17 protein-coding genes are annotated in these 17,846 nt (G+C 64.5%); 6 read left to right on the forward strand and 11 right to left on the reverse strand.

Annotated elements, in window-relative coordinates; translation table 11 throughout:
- Positions 1-81: 81 nt before the first annotated feature.
- Together minC and EC845_RS22165 are read right to left on the reverse strand one after the other, a co-directional pair.
- Positions 82-855, reverse strand: a complete 774-nt coding sequence (gene minC, locus EC845_RS12960) for a septum site-determining protein MinC (RefSeq protein ID WP_123298537.1) — start codon at positions 853-855, stop codon at positions 82-84.
- 331 nt (positions 856-1,186) lie between these two features.
- Positions 1,187-1,384: a hypothetical protein gene (locus EC845_RS22165; protein ID WP_148077308.1), complete on the reverse strand. Its 198-nt coding sequence runs from the start codon at positions 1,382-1,384 to the stop codon at positions 1,187-1,189.
- A gap of 327 nt (positions 1,385-1,711) precedes the next feature.
- On the opposite strand from EC845_RS22165, the gene EC845_RS12965 reads away from it, so the two are divergent.
- On the forward strand, positions 1,712-2,245 hold the full coding sequence (locus EC845_RS12965) for a pilin (protein ID WP_158615692.1): 534 nt from the start codon (positions 1,712-1,714) through the stop codon (positions 2,243-2,245).
- A 6-nt stretch (positions 2,246-2,251) separates the two neighbouring features.
- Here EC845_RS12965 and rocF read toward each other — a convergent pair whose 3' ends face one another.
- Both rocF and alr read right to left on the reverse strand, forming a co-directional pair.
- Positions 2,252-3,199 (reverse strand): arginase, encoded by a 948-nt coding sequence (rocF, locus tag EC845_RS12970; protein ID WP_123298539.1) that lies wholly within the window; start codon positions 3,197-3,199, stop codon positions 2,252-2,254.
- A 21-nt stretch (positions 3,200-3,220) separates the two neighbouring features.
- Entirely contained in the window at positions 3,221-4,327 is a 1,107-nt protein-coding gene (gene alr / locus EC845_RS12975; protein WP_123298540.1) for an alanine racemase, read from the reverse strand.
- A 616-nt stretch (positions 4,328-4,943) separates the two neighbouring features.
- On the opposite strand from alr, the gene lplT reads away from it, so the two are divergent.
- Complete coding sequence (lplT, locus tag EC845_RS12980) at positions 4,944-6,221, forward strand: lysophospholipid transporter LplT (RefSeq protein ID WP_123298541.1); 1,278 nt, start codon at positions 4,944-4,946, stop codon at positions 6,219-6,221.
- A 77-nt stretch (positions 6,222-6,298) separates the two neighbouring features.
- On the opposite strand, the gene EC845_RS12985 is transcribed toward lplT, so the two are convergent.
- The gene (locus EC845_RS12985) at positions 6,299-8,344 is read right to left on the reverse strand and encodes a sensor histidine kinase (protein ID WP_158615693.1); all 2,046 of its coding nucleotides are present in this window, start codon (positions 8,342-8,344) and stop codon (positions 6,299-6,301) included.
- A 486-nt stretch (positions 8,345-8,830) separates the two neighbouring features.
- On the opposite strand from EC845_RS12985, the gene EC845_RS12990 reads away from it, so the two are divergent.
- Positions 8,831-9,556: a response regulator transcription factor gene (locus EC845_RS12990; protein WP_123298543.1), complete on the forward strand. Its 726-nt coding sequence runs from the start codon at positions 8,831-8,833 to the stop codon at positions 9,554-9,556.
- A gap of 96 nt (positions 9,557-9,652) precedes the next feature.
- Here EC845_RS12990 and EC845_RS12995 read toward each other — a convergent pair whose 3' ends face one another.
- The 4 genes from EC845_RS12995 to sucC form a co-directional block, all read right to left on the reverse strand.
- A complete protein-coding gene (locus EC845_RS12995) occupies positions 9,653-10,393 on the reverse strand; it encodes a TerC family protein (protein WP_123298544.1) in 741 nt (246 codons plus the stop codon).
- 229 nt (positions 10,394-10,622) lie between these two features.
- On the reverse strand, positions 10,623-11,303 hold the full coding sequence (locus tag EC845_RS13000) for a TerC family protein (RefSeq protein ID WP_123298545.1): 681 nt from the start codon (positions 11,301-11,303) through the stop codon (positions 10,623-10,625).
- A gap of 129 nt (positions 11,304-11,432) precedes the next feature.
- Entirely contained in the window at positions 11,433-12,329 is an 897-nt protein-coding gene (gene sucD / locus EC845_RS13005) for a succinate--CoA ligase subunit alpha (protein ID WP_123298546.1), read from the reverse strand.
- 20 nt (positions 12,330-12,349) lie between these two features.
- Positions 12,350-13,510 carry an ADP-forming succinate--CoA ligase subunit beta gene (gene sucC, locus EC845_RS13010; RefSeq protein ID WP_123298547.1) on the reverse strand — a complete coding sequence of 387 codons (1,161 nt, stop codon included), beginning with the start codon at positions 13,508-13,510 and terminating at the stop codon, positions 12,350-12,352.
- A 347-nt stretch (positions 13,511-13,857) separates the two neighbouring features.
- Between sucC and argC the strand changes: the two genes are divergently transcribed.
- The gene (gene argC, locus EC845_RS13015; protein WP_123298548.1) at positions 13,858-14,778 is read left to right on the forward strand and encodes an N-acetyl-gamma-glutamyl-phosphate reductase; all 921 of its coding nucleotides are present in this window, start codon (positions 13,858-13,860) and stop codon (positions 14,776-14,778) included.
- Positions 14,779-14,804: 26 nt separating this feature from the next.
- Here argC and recX read toward each other — a convergent pair whose 3' ends face one another.
- The gene (recX, locus tag EC845_RS13020) at positions 14,805-15,260 is read right to left on the reverse strand and encodes a recombination regulator RecX (RefSeq protein WP_123298549.1); all 456 of its coding nucleotides are present in this window, start codon (positions 15,258-15,260) and stop codon (positions 14,805-14,807) included.
- A 56-nt stretch (positions 15,261-15,316) separates the two neighbouring features.
- A complete protein-coding gene (gene recA, locus EC845_RS13025) occupies positions 15,317-16,417 on the reverse strand; it encodes a recombinase RecA (RefSeq protein WP_123298550.1) in 1,101 nt (366 codons plus the stop codon).
- Positions 16,418-16,572: 155 nt separating this feature from the next.
- Between recA and EC845_RS13030 the strand changes: the two genes are divergently transcribed.
- Both EC845_RS13030 and EC845_RS13035 read left to right on the forward strand, forming a co-directional pair.
- Positions 16,573-17,073 carry a MarR family winged helix-turn-helix transcriptional regulator gene (locus EC845_RS13030; RefSeq protein ID WP_123298551.1) on the forward strand — a complete coding sequence of 167 codons (501 nt, stop codon included), beginning with the start codon at positions 16,573-16,575 and terminating at the stop codon, positions 17,071-17,073.
- Positions 17,074-17,109: 36 nt separating this feature from the next.
- Complete coding sequence (locus tag EC845_RS13035; RefSeq protein WP_123298822.1) at positions 17,110-17,793, forward strand: response regulator transcription factor; 684 nt, start codon at positions 17,110-17,112, stop codon at positions 17,791-17,793.
- The last annotated feature ends 53 nt before the right edge of the window (positions 17,794-17,846 follow it).

The following is a 17,846-nucleotide window of genomic DNA, read 5'->3' on the forward strand; positions in this document are numbered from 1 at the left end:
TGCTGGCGTCGCTTGATCGAACGTGGCATTCAATGCAATTTATACAAAAGTGGGGTGAGTCTCAACCAAGCGCTCCGGGGCTCACGCCTTGAGCGGCTGGATCAGCAGCTTTTCGCCATCGAGCCGCACCTGCGCGGGCTTGCCACGAACTTCGTCGGGCAACGCCACCTCGCCGGTGCGGTAGATGCCGGCGATCGAAATCAGTTCGGCTTCGAGGTTCAGGGCAAAGATGCGGGCTTCGGTGTTGCCACGCGCACCGGCCATCACGCGGCCTCTGAGCGGGGCGTAGGCATGAATGTGGCCATCGGCGATGACTTCGGCACCGACGTTGACCATGGCCATCACGATCAGATCGCAGCCCCGGGCATAGACACGCTGGCCCGAGCGCAACGGCTTGTCGACCACCATCGTCCCCGGACCGGCAACGGGTGTCGGCACCTCGCGCACCACTTCCTGCACCACGGTCTCGACCACACGCTCGACGCGCGCAGGCTGGCTGACGGCCGTGCCGAGGAAGCTGTCTTCGGCGGGGACCAGACCGGCGGCCTTGGCCGCCTCCAGCAAGTCTTCGCGCCGCGCCTTGACGGCAATCGGCGCGATCCGATAGCTGCGCAGCAGCTTGATCAATGCCGAGAAATCGAGCGCGGTCAGCGCCGGCGTGTCATCGGGATACTGGGAAAAATCGACGACCATGGGCTCGCCGTCGAAAAAATCGTTCTGCGTGCCGAACTTGGCCGTCATTTCGGCGGCCAGCAGCTTCAGGTCGGACGACTTGAGCAGCATCGCCAGCAACGGCAAATTGGCACTTTTGATTTCGAACGTAGCGGGCGCGCGGCCTGCGAGGGCGACAGTCATTGTCCTGATCCTGAGCCTTTGGGGCCATCTCTACACAGCGGAGGCGAACAAGAGTGCGCCAGGCGCGAATCGACGCATCTTAACAGTGCGTTCTCCCTGTCTCGGGACTGAAACACAGCTATATCGAAGCAAGACGTAACGGACGCACGCTGGCCCGGCCGCGCCAAGGTCGCGCCTCGTGCGGCCGCCGCGCCGGGATACACATTTGTCAGTCGACTCGGCAGACCTGACATTTTTGTCACCTCATCCGCCCAAGAACTGACGAAAACCGTCAACTCTTGAAAAACGAAGATCCCGGCGGCCCTCACCCCGGATCCCGCAAGCCACTGATTCACATCGGAATTTTCCTTTTCAGCGAAAAATTCGCAGGAATATCCAATGCAGGCACATCGCTTGCGACATACCTGTCGATCGTCACACAGAGAGTAGTCAGGGAAACCGACCCGCCGAAGAGCGGAGCAAATAAGAAAAAAAGCCGCGCAGTTCCGCTGCGCGGCTTTTTTCCAGCCACCCGGAGGAATGCACGCATGAAAAAGAAGGTCCCGGGCGTCGAGTGGATCGAACTGATGATCGTGATCGTGGTCATCGGCATGGTGGCGGCCATGTTCTTCCCGCAATACAAATAAACAGACACGCGATCCCGGCCCCCATTCGAAACCGCAAGCCCTAGGCTGTCACCACCGACCCGCCCTTGCCAGCCTCCGTGCCCGGAGGCTTTTTTATGGGTACGGGATCATTCGTCCCCGGTGACGGTGACGGCATCCCCCAATCCTTGACCTTTCCCACGCCGAAGCGGCACTGCGTTTGCAACGCATGGAGGCTCGACGCGCCGCGTCGTTTTCTCCAAGGCATCTGCATGACGACCTCTCCCCTTCGCGCTCCCCCTCCTCGCCGTGGCCAGGCCGGCCTCACCCTGATCGAGCTCATGACCGTCGTGGCCATCATCGGCGTACTGGCGGCGGTCGGCATCCCGCTTTACAAGGACCATGCCACCCGGGCCAGCCTCACCAGCGCGATCGCCACCCTGTCGGCCATCCGGCCGAACATCGAGAGCCATATCCTGGCAAACGGCACTTTTCCCAACGGCACGGCCGCCAGCACCGCCCATACCACCGGCCAGACGCTGGCAGACCTCGGCATCGTCTCGCCCCGCTTCGGCACCATCAGCTTCGTCCACTCGCAGAACGGCACGAAGCCCGGTATCGCGCTCGAGTTCACCAGCGGCAACCTGGACATCAAGCACAAGAAAGTCATGCTGCTGCGAGACGACGGTACCGGGGCCTGGAGCTGCAGCACCACGGTCGACAAACGCCACGCCGGCACGCTCTGCGATGCGGAGCCCACATCCACCTCGACGCCCGCGTCGACGGAAGCCGTCGCCGGCGCCTGATCGGGCCTATCCGGCCGCATTCCAGCCGGTGCGCGGGTCGAGCAGACGCTGCATCAGCCCGACCGTACGACGGGCTGTCCGGTTGCCGGTATCGCGCGAAGGGTTGATTTCCACCACATCCAGGGACCCCAGGCAACCGGTCCCCGCCAGCCGCGACATGCACAACAGGGCCTCGTTTTCAGTCAGACCTCCCGGGACCGGCGTGCCTGTGCCGGGGGCAACCGAGGGGTCGAGCACATCGACATCGAGACTGACATGCAGATGGACCCCCCGCCCTTGGATGCCCCGCATAGCCCGGTTCATCACCTCGTCCATGCCCAAGGCACCGACGGCACGCATGTCGTAGACCTCGACACCCAGGGCCTGCAGCAGTTGTTTCTCCGGCTCGTCCACGCTGCGCAGACCGATCTGGCAGGTCGAACCCGGCGACAGGGCCGGCTCAAAGCCGGCCAGACGACTCAGCGCCGGTGGCCCCAGCCCCCACAGCGTCGCCACCGGCATGCCGTGCGCATTGCCGCTGGCCGACGAGGCCGGTGTATTGCAGTCGGCATGGGCATCCAGCCAGATCACCCGCAGGGTCAAGTCCCGGTCGCGGCAATGCCTGGCCACCGCACTGATCGAACCCACCGCCACGTGGTGATCGCCGCCCAGCAGCACGGGCAGGCGCCCGGCCTCGAGCTGCCGGCTCACGGCCCGGAACACCGCGTGACTCCAGGCCACGCAGGCAGCCAGACGACGTACCCCCCCGACGCTCGCCGGATCCGGATCGCCAGGCACCGACAGATTGCCCTCGTCGAGCACGTCCAGACCCAGACGCTGCAAGGCCGGAACCAATCGCGCCGCACGCAAGGCATCCGGCCCCAGGGCCGCACCGGGACCGGCACCCCCGGCCTCGCTCGGCGCTCCGATCAAGGTCACGCCTGGCACGAGGGGGATCGACAGCACCGGGGCCATGGCGGGAGACGGCTTCTCTCGTCAGTCGACCTGCAGGGCGACCCGTGCCGCCACCGCACACATCAATTCGTACCCGACCGTGCCCGAGGCCCGGGCCACTTCGTCGATCGGGAGGATGCGGCCATTGCGTGCCCGGCCCCACAACGTGACCTCGCTGCCGATCGCCGCAGCCGGCACCGGCGTGAGATCCACCGTGAGCATGTCCATGCTCACGCGTCCGACGATTCGTGTGCGAACGCCATCGACCAGGATGGGCGTTCCGGTCGGGCTCAGCCGCTGATAGCCATCGGCATACCCGCAGGCCACGATGCCGATGCGCATGGCCTGCTCGGCGACGAAGGCCGAGCCGTAGCCCACGGTATCGCCCGGCTGCAGATCCTGGGTGGCAATCAGCCGGCTCGACAGCGTCATGGTGGGCAGCAGCCCCCAATGCGCAATGTCATGCTCGGGGAAATCGGGCGAGCTGCCGTACATCACGATGCCGCTTCGCACCCAGTCGTTGCGCATCGGCAAGCCCTGTCCGTAACGCAGGATGGCGGCACTGTTGGACAGGCACCGCTCCCCGGGCAGGTCCTGGGTGGCACTCTCGAAGGCCTGGATCTGATGCTGAATGCCATCGACGCCCTGCCGCATGCCATCGGCATCCGAAAAATGCATCATCAATGAAATCTCGCCGACCTGGGGCAAGGCGTTGAGGCGTGCCCAGGCCGAGCGGTAGCGCACGGGCGTGAAGCCCAGCCGGTTCATTCCGCCATTCATCTTGAGGAAGACGTGGTGCGGCTCCTGCGTCTTGTGTGCCGCCAGCCAATCGATCTGCTCGTCGCAATGGACCGCATGCCAGAGACCCAACCGCGAGCAGAGCTCCAGATCACGGGGTTCGAACACGCCCTCGAGCAGCAGGATCGGACCCCGCCAGCCGAGTGCACGAACCCGTTGCGCCTCGGCCAGGTCGAGCAAGGCAAAGGCATCGGCTGCACGCAGGGCGTCGAAGACCCGTTCGATTCCGTGCCCGTAGGCATTGGCCTTGACGACGGCGGCCACGCGCGCGTCGGGTACAGCGGATTTGACGCGCGCGAGATTGTGGCGCAAGGCATCGGTATGAACGGTGGCGGATATCGGACGAGGCATGGCGAGGACTCAGCTGCTTGGATGTATGCAAGGGCCGCTGCCGGCCGACGGAAGGGCACGGCAGAGGCTGGACTGCAGTATGCGCCCCGTCCCCGGGCTTTTGCTTGCGCGCTCATGAAAGTGAACTCGTCAGACAGGGCAAACAAGGTCGTCCACACGAATCGAGGACCGCCCGCCGGTCACCCGTTCAGGTGTTGCAACGCGACCACTGCCGCAGACTCAGGCTTTCCACAGGCGACCCTGCCACACCTGCATGCTATAACGTGGGCCGCAGGTGCGTTCGGACTGTTCTCATCCAGCCCGCCCTCCTGCAGGGAAGATTGATTTGCGTCTCGATAAACACAACAGCAAGTGCCTCAGGGGGAAAACTGCCGGACGTCCGTGGGTAGCGGCGTGCGCGGCGGTCGGTCATGCAGCGGCTTTGCCGGCTGCAACCAGGCACGTCATAACAGGTCAACCCGGTCGGGTTCGTACCGGCGCCAGGCTTCCCGCCCCATTTAAACTGATTGCACATGTCGGCGCACAGCGGGCCCCAGGGCCTTTGCGTCGTTGACTGGACACTGCCATCCTGCCCCCGAGCCATGCCACGGTTACACAGAACAGAGCACACCCATCGATGAAGCGCGGTTTCTTCACCATCATGTCGGCGCAGTTCTTTTCTTCGCTGGCCGACAACGCCCTGTTTGTGGTGGCTGTCGAATTGCTGCGCGCCAACGGCGCCCCTGAATGGCAACGGGCAGCCCTGGTGCCCATGTTCGCGCTGTTCTACGTGGTGCTCGCGCCCTTCGTGGGCGCCTTTGCCGACGCCCTGCCCAAGGGCAAGGTCATGTTCATCAGCAATGCGATCAAGGTGATCGGCTGCCTGATGATGCTCTACGGCTCCCATCCGCTGGTGGCCTATGCCGTGGTCGGCCTGGGTGCCGCAGCCTACTCCCCAGCCAAATACGGCATCCTCACCGAGTTGCTGCCGCCGTCCCAACTGGTCAAGGCCAACGGCTGGATCGAGGGCCTGACCATCGGCTCCATCATCCTGGGCGTGCTCGCCGGCGGCCTGCTGGTTTCGTCGCAGGCCATCGCGCTGCTTCACTCCATCCCCGCGCTCGATGCCATCGGCATCCACGGTGCCGCGCAGACGGCCATCTTCATCCTCGTCTTCATCTACGCCCTGGCAGCGGCGATCAACACCCGCATCCCCCACACCGGCGTGACCATGCGCCCGATGCCCAAGCGGACCATCGAGCTGCTGCCCGATTTCTGGAGCTGCAACAACCGGCTGTGGGCCGACAAGCTGGGCCAGATGTCGCTGGCCACCACCACGCTGTTCTGGGGCGTGAGCGGCAACCTGCGTTACATCGTGCTCGCCTGGGCCGCCGCGGCGCTGGGCTACAGCACCACGCAGGCCTCGTCGCTCGTGGGCGTGGTCGCCATCGGCACGGCTGCCGGCGCCATCATCGCCTCGGCACGCGTGCGGCTGGACCAGGCCCCCAGCGTCATCCCCCTGGGCATCGCCATGGGTGCGCTGGTGATCCTGATGAACGTCATCAACAACGTCTGGGTGGCTGCGCCGTTCCTGATCCTGCTGGGCGGCCTGGGCGGCTATCTGGTGGTGCCCATGAACGCCCTGCTCCAGCATCGTGGCCACAACCTCATGGGTGCCGGCCGATCGATTGCAGTGCAGAACTTCAACGAACAGGCCTGCATTCTGGGCCTGGGTGCCTTCTACAGCCTGTCCACCGGCCTCGGCCTGACGGCTTTCGGTGCGATCACGGCATTTGGCCTGGTGGTCATGATCGCCATGTTCTTCATCCGCGCAATGCACCGCCGCAACCTGCGCAATCACCCCGAAGAAGTCGAGCGCCTGCTGCACATTGCCCGCTCGGACGAAGGGCACTGAAGACCACGCGGGTCCCGGCATCTTGCGCAGCCCGATGGCGGCGCGGCCGCCGCCCTCGCCGGCCCGCCTATCGGCCTCTAGGCCCATGACGAACCGTCCGCCGGTCCCGCTTGCAGGGACGGCATGCCAGCCGCCTGGGGCGCATTCCAGGCCGGCAAACGCACCATGACCCTCAGCCCCGCCTCGGGCAGATTCACCGCCGTGGCATGCCCGCCATGCAGAGCCGCAATGCGGGCGACCAGATAAAGGCCCAGGCCCGTCCCTGCGCAGGAAGCCTGCGAGCCTCGGCCGTACTTGCAGAACAATTGCCCGATTTCTTCGGCCGATACGCCCGGCCCGTCGTCTTCGACGGTCAACACGATCTCGTCGCCCTCGCGCCGGGCCGCCAGCGTGATCGATGAACCGGAAGGGGTGTGGACGATGGCGTTGTTGAGCAGGTTGGACAGCAGCATTTCGATGGCCTGCCCGTTGGCCCAGACGAACAGCCGATGCAGGCTGGCCGACACGTGCACCCGGTGGTCGCGCGCCAGATAGGCCGAGCGCCTGATCACCTTGCGCAGGGCCGCAACCACATCCACGACCGCACATTGCCCCGCCGGCGCGGCCTCGGCCATCATGGCGGGGCTCAAGGCCTTGTCGACCAGTGCCAGCAGATCGTCGAGGGCCCGACGCATGCGCTGGCGGACCGTTCGCGCAGTCAGATCGCCATACTCCAGCGTGGCATCGAGCACCCCGAGCGGCGTGCGGAAATCGTGCGACACCATCATGAAGAACTGCCGTTGGCTCTCCTGCGCATGCCGCGCCGCGGCCAGGGCGTTGATCACATCCAGGTTGGCCCGTTTCAGGCCCTCTTCCGTCGCCTGTCTCTGCCGCAGCTCCAGCAGCAGATCGGTGGTCCTGGCCTGGACGCACTGGTCCAGTCTGCGTTCGCTGTCGACGCAGTGATCGGCCAACGCACGCCGGGCCTCCATGCTTTCGCGTTGCAGCGCATGAATGCGGATGATCGCGGCCAGGTTGAAGAGCACCACATGCAGATACGCAAAGACGATGTACAGATTGCGCGTCAGCCAGTGGCTCGACAGATAGCCCACACTGTGCAACAGGGCCAGCACAGCAAACAGCAGTTCGCATCCGTACAGGACCGCCAGCCAGGCCGCAGCGCCCCGACTCGCGCGGCCCAAGGCCAGGCACAGCAACACGGCAACGCCCAACTGCAACGGATAAGCCATCCCCGCGCCAAAGGCTGCCAATTCATGCCCGCCGCACAGGAGCCGCCCCGTCTGCAGCAGCGCGAGCAGCCACAGGGCGCCGCGACAGGCCGCGCACATGTGCGAGAAATTCCGGCCCGGCTGCAGAATACCCAGGGTTTCGGCTCCCAGCGGCAGGAGCACAACCATACCGAGCGTCAAGACGATGTTGAACCAGCCCTCGGGCATCCATAAAGTTGCAAGGCCCGTGACACAAGCTGCCGTCGCGCTCAGCACGGCAATATAGACCGCATAGAAGAGGTAGAAACGGTTCCTCAACCAGAAACCATACAACAAGGCCCAGACGAGGGTAAAGGCCAGCCCCCCGAAGAAAAGGCCCATGGCCAGGTTCTCCGAAGCCAGCCCCGCCAGCAGCATCTCGTGCGTTTCCAGCCGGATAAAGAATGAACGCGGGGTTTCGGTTTCGATCCTGAAATAGATGCGCCGGCTTGCGCCATCGGCCGGCGGCAGCGCAAAGATCGCAAAACGGTTCGACACGTCTTGCGGGTTGCGCGGGACCATGCTGCCGGCCTGCAACGCCTGCACGCCCTGTGCCGCTGGAATGTAGGCGGTCACGGCATTGAGATAGGCGGGACTGACCTTCGCCCAGAGCCGGGGTGCATCCGGCGGTTGGGGTGCGATATCCATCACGAGCCACAGCGAGGGCCCGTAGCCCGCGGCCCACTCGGGAGGAACGGGGACGATACGACCCGCCTCGACCGCGTGTTGCGCGGATCTCCAGTCTGCGACGGGATCGATGAGGCGGTAGAGCTGAAACGCGGGAAGGGTATCCGGCCGTGCTTGGGCGGGCCATGCCAGACCGTACAGCCACAGCAGCAGCGCGATGCCCAGCTTGGCCCGCCAGCCCCCCGCCAAGTCCAGCCCACCGGAATGCAGGCATACCCGTGCATTCCGCTTTCCAATACCAGCCAAAACCACCCTTTGATTCACCCGGAAATACAGGGAAGGCATCGATCGGCATACCGCACGCTATCCCATAGGACACTATGTGCAGTCTAGGCACCGTCATCCTTTGTATTTCATTGCATAACAATGAAAAACAATTCTTGACCATTAAAGCCGACCTTCCGCAAGCGTTCCCGACAAAATGCTTTCAAAACTCCCAGTCAAAGCCAAGGCGAGAGAATCTGGAATCGATGGGAGCCATCCCATGGATTTTTCCGGTCATTAAGATCGTTCGCATTTGGCCAGGATCTCGGCGCCTTCGCCGTCGTATCCCGGGAGCGACACAAGGGCCCATGGCCCGGTCAACGGCTTGTCCCGCCGGCTTCGTACTGCCGAGGTGCGCCCACGGCGACCGGGGCCGCAAGGGTCATCACCTCCAGGAGGAGAGGGATACAAATGAAGGTATTGATCGTCGAGGACCAATCCGATTGGTGCGAGATCCTGTCGGCCCACGTCAGCTCACTGAGCTATACCGTGCAGTGCTGCACGAGCAGGGCGCAGACCCTGGACATCCTGGCACGCCAGCCACCGGATATTCTGCTGGCCGACGCGCGATTGGCCGACGGCGATCTGCTGATGGACATCTCGTCGATCCGGCAACGCCTGCCCTCGCTCGGCATCGTGGTCCTGACCGGACGCACGCTGCTCGAGGACCAGGCACGCGGCATGGGCGATGGCGCGGACTATTACCTGATCAAGCCGATCAAGCTGCCCACGCTCACCGCCACCCTGGCGGCCCTGAGCCGAAGGATGAGTACATCCGCACACCGGATCGCACAGGAGCCCCGAGAGACGCCTCAGCACTGGAGCTTCCAAGGGCATGCCGGCAGGCTCACCGGCCCTCAGGGCCAGACGCTGAATTTCACGGCCCGCGAGAGCATCGTCTTCGGCGCCCTGCTCCAGAGCCTGCGTTTTCCGGTCACCCACACACAGCTCATGCAGGCATTGGGCGAGTCGCCGAGGCTCGTCGACACGTCGCACCGCATCGATACCCTGGTCTACCGCGTCCGACAGAAACTCCGGCAACTGCAGGGAGAACCGTTCTTCATCAAGAACGTGTATTCGGAGGGATTCGTGCTGGTCACCGGCACCCAGCCGCCGGTGGAGGTCACGCGCCTCTAGTCGGCCTCGGGTCGCACGCGGCCCGAGGCCAAAAGCCTGCCGGTGCGGCCTGCCCTTGAACGGAAACAGGCGGCACCGGCGGCGGCGTTCAGGCCATCAGTCCTGCAAGGCCTTGGGACGGCGGCCCGCCAGCACCTTGCCGACGATCAACACCAGCAGTGCGCCTGCGATGCCACAGCCGTACTTGATCGCGCCGACGACTTCGACATGGGCGCCCGAACGATCCAGCCAGCTGTCCTGCAGCACGTTGGCCGTGAGGAACTGATCGGCAATCAGCATGGTGCCGGCAATCCAGCCCAGCAGCATGGCGCCCAGCGTGATGATGACGGGGAAACGATCCATCAGCTTGATCACCAGTTGGCTGCCCCAGACGATGATGGGGATGCTGATGACCAGTCCAAACACGACCAGCGCCAGATGGTGCTCGGCGGCAGCGCCCTGGGCAGCACCGGCAATGGCGATCACGTTGTCCAGACTCATCACGAAGTCGGCGACGATGATGGTCTTGATCGCAGCCCACAGCTTGTCGCTGGCAGCGATGTTGTCATGGTCGTCGTTTTCGGGGATGAGCAGCTTGATGCCGATCCAGACCAGCAGCAGGGCGCCGATGATCTTGAGGAACGGGATCTGCAGCAACTGCAGTGCAAAGAAAATCAGCACGACACGCAGGATGATGGCGCCTGCAGTGCCCCAGATGATGCCCTTGAAGCGCTGCTGCGGAGGCAGCTTGCGGCAGGCCAGCGCGATCACGACCGCGTTGTCGCCGCCCAGCAGAATGTCGATCATGATGATCTGGCCGACAGCGAGCCAGAACTGCGCGGTGAGGAATTCTTCCATGTTGTTCTCGATCTAGAGGTGAGGTCTGCAACCGGCGGGCTCGGCCACGGCAAAGCGTGGCCGGCCACCCAGTGTGCCATGCCTCGTGGTGCATGAACGCATCGGCGCCCCGCGCTGGCGGGTGCCGTTGCCATGCCGACCTCTGTGCGCGAAATGCCCTGGCTGCCGGTGTTGCTCCGCGTCGAATCGCGCGGTCAGACTCGGCCCCTCCAGCCGGGCTTTCGCAGGCTCAGCTCGCGGTCTGGGCGCGGCGGGCCAACCAGCGGCCCACGACCAGAACAAAAGCAGCGCCGGCCACAGCGGCAGCATGGATCAGCCAGGGATTCACAGTGACGACGTCACTGAGCACGGCATCGTGAACAATGGTTTCACCCCCCACCCAGCCGATCAGTGCCGCACCCAGCGTCACGATGACGGGGTAGCGCTCCATCAGCTTGATCATCAGCGTGCTGCCGAACACCACCAGCGGGATGCTGATGGCCAGGCCCAGGATCAGCAACAGCATGCTGCCCTGCGCCGCGGCGGCGACTGCGATCACGTTGTCCAGGCTCATCACCAGATCGGCAACCAGGATGGTGCGCACGGCGATCATCAGGCCGCCCTGGGTCTTGCCATGGGCACCCTCGTCGTCGTCGCCGCCGAACAGCTGCAGACCGATCCACAGCAGCAGCACGCCACCGACGATCTGCAGGAAAGGCAGGGCCATCAGCTTGACGGCCACGATCGTGAGAACGATGCGCAGGACCACGGCGGCGCCGGAGCCGAACAGCACGGCCTTGCGTTGCTGCGCAGGAGGCAGCGAACGCGCCGCGAGCGCGATGACGACGGCGTTGTCGCCGGACAGGATGATGTTGATCCAGACGATCTGAAGCAGACCGATCCAGAAATTGGGGTCGTTGATGAATTCCATATGTCCTCAACCACTGCTATATGTTGAAGAGCGCAGCCATCGCCAGGACGGAGCGCTCGGTTTCTTGTGTGGGCAGAGAAAAAACGGGCTTGCCCGAGGAGGACAAGCCCGTTGTGGGCGACTGGCGCCTTACTTGAGCTGAGCTTTGAGCAGCTTGCCCAGTTCGGAGGGGTTGCGTGTGATCACGAAACCCGACTCTTCCATGATGGCCAGCTTGGCATCGGCCGTATCGGCACCGCCCGAGATCAGCGCACCGGCATGGCCCATGCGCTTGCCGGGAGGCGCAGTCACGCCGGCGATGAAGCCGACGATCGGCTTCTTGAAGTTGTCCTTGGCCCAGCGAGCGGCTTCGGCTTCGTCCGGACCGCCGATTTCACCGATCATGATCACGGCATCGGTGTCGGGATCGTCGTTGAAGGCCTGGAGCACGTCGATGTGCTTGAGACCGTTGATCGGGTCGCCACCGATGCCCACGGCTGTGGACTGGCCCAGGCCGACTTCCGTCAGCATGGCCACGGCTTCATAGGTCAGCGTACCGGAGCGGGAAACCACGCCGATGCGGCCCTTGCGGTGGATGTGACCGGGCATGATGCCGATCTTGATCTCGTCGGGGGTGATCAGGCCGGGGCAGTTCGGGCCCAGCAGCAGCGTGCGCTTGCCGCCCGCGGCTTCCTTGGCCTTCATCTTGTTGCGCACTTCGAGCATGTCCTTGACGGGAATGCCTTCGGTGATGCAGATGGCCAGGTCCAGATCGGCTTCCACGGCTTCCCAGATCGCGGCTGCAGCACCAGCGGGCGGCACGTAGATCACGGAGACCGTGGCGCCGGTTTGCTGAGCGGCTTCCTTGACGGTGCCGTAGATCGGGATGTTGAAGATCGACTCGCCGGCCTTCTTGGGGTTGACGCCGGCCACGAAGGCATTCTTGCCGTTCGCGTATTCCTGGCACTTTTCAGTGTGGAACTGGCCTGTCTTGCCCGTGATGCCTTGGGTGATGACCTTGGTGTCTTTATTGATGTAAATCGACATGTCTTGCGTCTCCGGCGTGCTTACTTGACGGCTGCGACGATTTTTGTCGCAGCTTCGGCCATGGTGTCGGCCGAGATGATGGGCAGGCCGGACTCGGCCAGCAGCTTCTTGCCGAGTTCTTCGTTCGTGCCCTTCATGCGCACGACCAGCGGCACGCCGAGGTTGACGGCCTTGCAGGCTGCGATCACGCCGGTGGCGATGGTGTCGCACTTCATGATGCCGCCGAAGATGTTGACCAGAATGCCCTTGACGTTGGGATTCTTGAGCATGATCTTGAAGGCTTCGGTCACCTTCTCGGCCGTGGCGCCGCCGCCGACGTCGAGGAAGTTGGCCGGCTCGCCGCCGAACAGCTTGATGGTGTCCATGGTGGCCATGGCCAGGCCGGCGCCGTTGACCAGGCAGCCGATGTTGCCATCGAGGCTGATGTAGGCCAGGTCGAACTTGGAAGCTTCGACTTCAGCCGCATCTTCTTCGTCCAGATCGCGGTAAGCCACGATCTCGGGGTGACGGAACAGGGCGTTCGGGTCGAAGTTGAACTTGGCGTCGAGGGCGATGATGTTGCCCTTGCCGTCGCGGTTCAGCGGGTTGATCTCGACCAGGGAGGCGTCGGTGTCCATGTAGCACTTGAAGAGCTTCTGGAACACGTCGACGGCTTGCGCGGTGGAGTCTGCGGGCAGGCCGATCGCGTCGGCGATCTTCTTGGCTTGCTCGTCACCCAGGCCGGCGGCGGGGTCGATGAACTCGGTGATGATCTTCTCGGGCGTGGAGTGAGCCACTTCCTCGATGTCCATGCCGCCTTCGCTGGAAGCGATGAAGGCCACCTTCTGCGTCGCGCGGTCGGTCACGACCGAGACGTAGTATTCCTTTTGAATGTCGGCGCCGTCTTCGATGTAGAGGCGGCGAACCTTCTGACCCTCGGGGCCGGTCTGGTGCGTGACCAGCTGCATGCCCAGGATCTCGGTGGCCAGCGCCTTGACGTCGTCGATCGAGCGGGCGAGCTTGACGCCGCCGCCCTTGCCGCGTCCGCCGGCGTGGATCTGAGCCTTGATGACCCAGACGGGTCCACCCAGTTTCTGGGCGGCCTCGACGGCCTCCTGCACGGTGAAGGCAGGGATACCACGGGGTACAGGCACCCCGAACTGACGCAAGATTTCCTTGCCTTGGTACTCGTGAATCTTCATGAAGTCTCTCGTTGAAGTTCTATTTGGGGGCGCCAGGCACTGACTGCTGCCCAGCTGACGGCTGAAAGACCTCCGGGGAGGCCAGCGCCAACACATGTATTCACGGGCTTGCCGCGCTTCATGGACATGGCAACTGCGAACTGTATCATGCTGCGGCGCGAGAGGAAACGCGTACCCGGGATTGGTGAACTTTGCGGCCCGCAGCGACACCCACCCATCGCCCGTCACAATAGAGAGCGACAATCCGGCGCAGCCGCGTCGGCTTACGCGTGTCGGCGCCCGTTCCACGCGACGGCCCGGACCCGTGACGCCCGGCGTCCCGGCCAGACATCAACAGGACTGAAACGATGCCCAAGATATTCATAGACGGCGAAGCCGGCACGACCGGCCTGCAAATCCGCGAACGACTGCAATCGATGCCCGAACTCGAAGTCGTGAGCATCGATCCCGCGCGCCGCAAGGACCCCGAAGCCAAGCGCGAGATCGTGGCCACGGTCGATCTGGTGGTGCTGTGCCTGCACGACGATGCCGCTCGCGAGACCGTCGCCATGATCGACGCGCTGCCGGGCGCCAAGCCCAAGATCATCGACGCCTCGACGGCTCACCGCGTCGCGCCGGGCTGGGTCTACGGTTTCCCGGAGCTCTCGCCGGCCCAGCGCGAGGCCGTCGTTCAGGCGGATCGGGTCGCCAACCCGGGCTGCTACGCCACCGGCGCCATCGCGCTGCTCAACCCGCTGATCCAGGCCGGCGTGCTGCCGGCCGACTTCCCGGTGGCGCTGCCATCGGTCAGCGGCTACTCGGGCGGCGGACGCACCATGATCGAAGCGTACGAGGCGAACGAAGCGCCGCTGTACGAGGCCTATGCGTTCGGCCTGACCCACAAACACATCCCGGAAATCCTGGCCTACAGCGGCCTGAGCCGCCGCCCCATCTTCACGCCGGCCGTGGGCAACTTCCGCCAGGGCATGCTGGTCGAATTGCCGCTGCACCTCGACCTGCTGCCGGGCCGCCCCACGGTGGCGCAGTTGCTGGACATCTACCGCAAGCACTATGCAGGCGCCCGCTACGTGACGGTGGAAGACGCCCCGGCTTCGGGCAAGCTCGATGCGTTGGCGCTCAACGACACCAACCAGCTCGAGGTCCGCGTGTTCGGCAACGAGGAACACCGCCAGGCCGTGGCCGTGGCTCGGCTGGACAATCTGGGCAAAGGCGCCTCGGGCGCGGCCGTTCAGAACCTGAAGCTGATGCTGGGTCTGGCCGAAGACTGATGCGGCCGCTGGCGGAACGGACGACGTCAGTCGTCCGTCTGCCCTGCCGCGGCGACGACCCGGCGCACGACATCGGGGGCGAATCCGCGCGAGATCAGGAAACGCATCTGCTTGACCGTCTCCTGGGGGTTCTGCGGCGGCGCATCGAATTTTCGGCGCCACACGTCTTGTGCACGGGCCTGTTCGCTCTGGCGCAGTTCGGCCACGGTCTGCGCGACCAGCTCGGGGGGCAAACCCTTGGACTGCAGTTCCTGGCGGACTCGCGCGGTACCCAGCTTGGGCGCACGCCGATGCACGACCGAAGCCGCCACACGCGCTTCACTGATGTAGCCCTTGGCCTGCAGCTCATCGAGCACGGCCTCGATCTCGCCCGGATGCGCCTCGTGCGGCGCCAGCTTGCGGGTCAGCTCGAGCCGCGAATGCTCGCGGCCCGCCAGGTAACGCAGCGCCCGGCCCTTGAGGGAAATCTGTTCAAAGCCCATGGTGTCGAGACAACCTGTCGCTGGGTGAGAGGGATGGAGGGGCGGCGCGTCTCGACTTATTCTTCCTTGACGGCAGCGGCGGCAGGTGCCTTGCGGCCCTTGCCTGCAGGTGCTCCGGCCTCGCCGGCTGTCGGGCTCAGTGCCGGCAGCGGCCGGATGCCCAGCGAATCGCGAACCTTGTTCTCGATCTCGTGCGCCAGCACGGGGTTCTCACGCAGGAATTCGCGCGCGTTGTCACGGCCTTGACCGATCTTTTCGCCCTGGTAGGCATACCAGGCGCCCGCCTTGTCGATGATCTTGGCGTTGACACCCATGTCGATGATCTCGCCCTCGCGGCTGATGCCCTCGCCGAACAGGATGTCGAACTCCGCGGTCTTGAAGGGAGGCGACACCTTGTTCTTGACGATCTTGACCTTGGTCTCGTTGCCGATGGACTCGTCGCCCTTCTTGATGGTGCCGGTGCGGCGGATATCCAGGCGCACGGAGGCGTAGAACTTGAGCGCGTTTCCGCCGGTGGTCGTTTCCGGGGAACCGAACATCACGCCGATCTTCATGCGGATCTGGTTGATGAAGATGACCATGCAGTTGGTCTTCTTGATGGTACCCGTCAGCTTGCGCAGGGCCTGGCTCATGAGGCGGGCCTGCAGGCCCGGCAGGCTGTCGCCCATCTCGCCCTCGATTTCGGCCTTGGGCGTCAGCGCCGCGACCGAGTCGACCACGATGAGGTCGACGGCCCCGGAGCGCACCAGCGAATCGACGATCTCGAGTGCCTGTTCACCGGTGTCGGGCTGCGAGATGAGCAGGTCCTGCAGGTTGACGCCCAGTTTCTGGGCGTACTGGATGTCGAGTGCGTGTTCGGCATCGACGAAAGCGCATTGGCCGCCCTGGGCCTGCATTTCGGCGATGACCTGCAGGGTCAGCGTGGTCTTGCCCGAGGACTCGGGACCGTAGATTTCGACCACCCGGCCACGCGGCAGGCCGCCGACGCCCAGGGCCACGTCCAGACCCAGCGAGCCGGTGGAGACGACCTGGATGTCCTCGATCACTTCGCCCTCGCCGAGCCGCATGATGGTGCCCTTGCCGAACTGGCGTTCGATCTGGGCCAGAGCGGCTTGCAGAGCCTTGGCTTTTTCGCTGGTGTTGACGGGTGCGTCCATGGTGTGTCCTTGCTGGATGTCGGGAAAAGAGGGGGCTTGCATCCACGCCATGTCTCACATGGTTCTGCATACAGTCTGGATGCTTGATCAGTAGTTTCAGGGATTCATACCTTGCTGTAAATCGTTTTTTTAGTCAGTTTGCCTTATCATTGAGCATGCCCACATCTTCTCCTCTGCATACGGACAACGATGGCTGGCAAGCCACTCACCTGGGACGCTGGCTGGGTCATGCGATGCGCCGCTTCGATGCCCGTGTGCTGGCGCTCATGGCCCATGACGACGAGGTGCCGCTGGCGCTCTCCAACCTCGCCGCGCGCGCCCAGATCAGCGCAGCCCATGTGCACATCACCCGTCATCTGCCGCCTGCGGGCGCCCGGCTCACCGAACTGGCGGCCGGCGCCGGCATGAGCAAGCAGGCCATGGGCGACCTGGTCTCTCAGTGCGAAGCCTGGGGCCTCGTGCAGCGCCGACCGGATCCGCGCGACGCCCGCGCCAGGCAGGTGCTCTTCACCGATATCGGTCTGCAATGGCTGGCCGGTTTCAGGCGCGCCGTGGCCCAGGCCGAACAGGAGTTCAAGGCAGAGGTGGGCGCGGATGTGGCCACGGTAGTGGCCCTAGGTCTGGAAGCGTACGCCACGGGGTACGATGCGACTTGAGGTCGCGGCCCCATGGCGGCCAGGGAAACTTCGACGATGCGTATCCTGATAGCGGAAGATGACCAGGTTCTGGCCGACGGCCTGCTGCGCAGCCTGCGCAGTTCCGGTGCGGCCGTCGATCACGTCCCGAACGGGATTGATGCCGACACGGCCCTCATGACCCATGCGGCATTCGACCTGCTCATCCTCGATCTGGGCTTGCCCCGCCTGCACGGACTGGAAGTGCTCAAGCGACTGCGCACCCGCGGCAGCACCCTGCCGGTGCTCATCCTGACCGCCGCCGACAGCGTCGACGAGCGCGTCAAGGGCCTGGACTACGGAGCCGACGACTACATGGCCAAGCCGTTTTCGCTGCAAGAGCTCGAGGCGCGCGTGCGGGCACTCACGCGGCGCGGCATGGGCGGCGCCAGCAGCGTGATCCGGCATGGTCCTCTCACCTACGATCAGGCCGGCCGGGTGGCGACCATGGACGGCCGCATGGTCGAGCTTTCGGCCCGCGAGCTCGGCCTGCTGGAGGTCCTGCTGCAGCGCACCGGCCGCCTGGTGAGCAAGGAGCAACTGGTCGATCGCCTCTGCGAATGGGGCGAGGAAGTCAGCAACAACGCCATCGAGGTCTACATCCACCGGCTGCGCAAGAAGATCGAGCGCGGTCCCGTGCGCATCGCCACCGTGCGAGGCCTGGGCTACTGCCTGGAAAAGATCGAAACCGCGCCGGCTTGAGCCGCAACGGCATGCCGCAAGGTATGCTGGCGAACGCGCTCCGGCCGCCTCGG

The organism is Comamonas sp. BIGb0124 (assembly GCF_003752175.1).
Lineage (GTDB): Bacteria > Pseudomonadota > Gammaproteobacteria > Burkholderiales > Burkholderiaceae_C > Comamonas_F.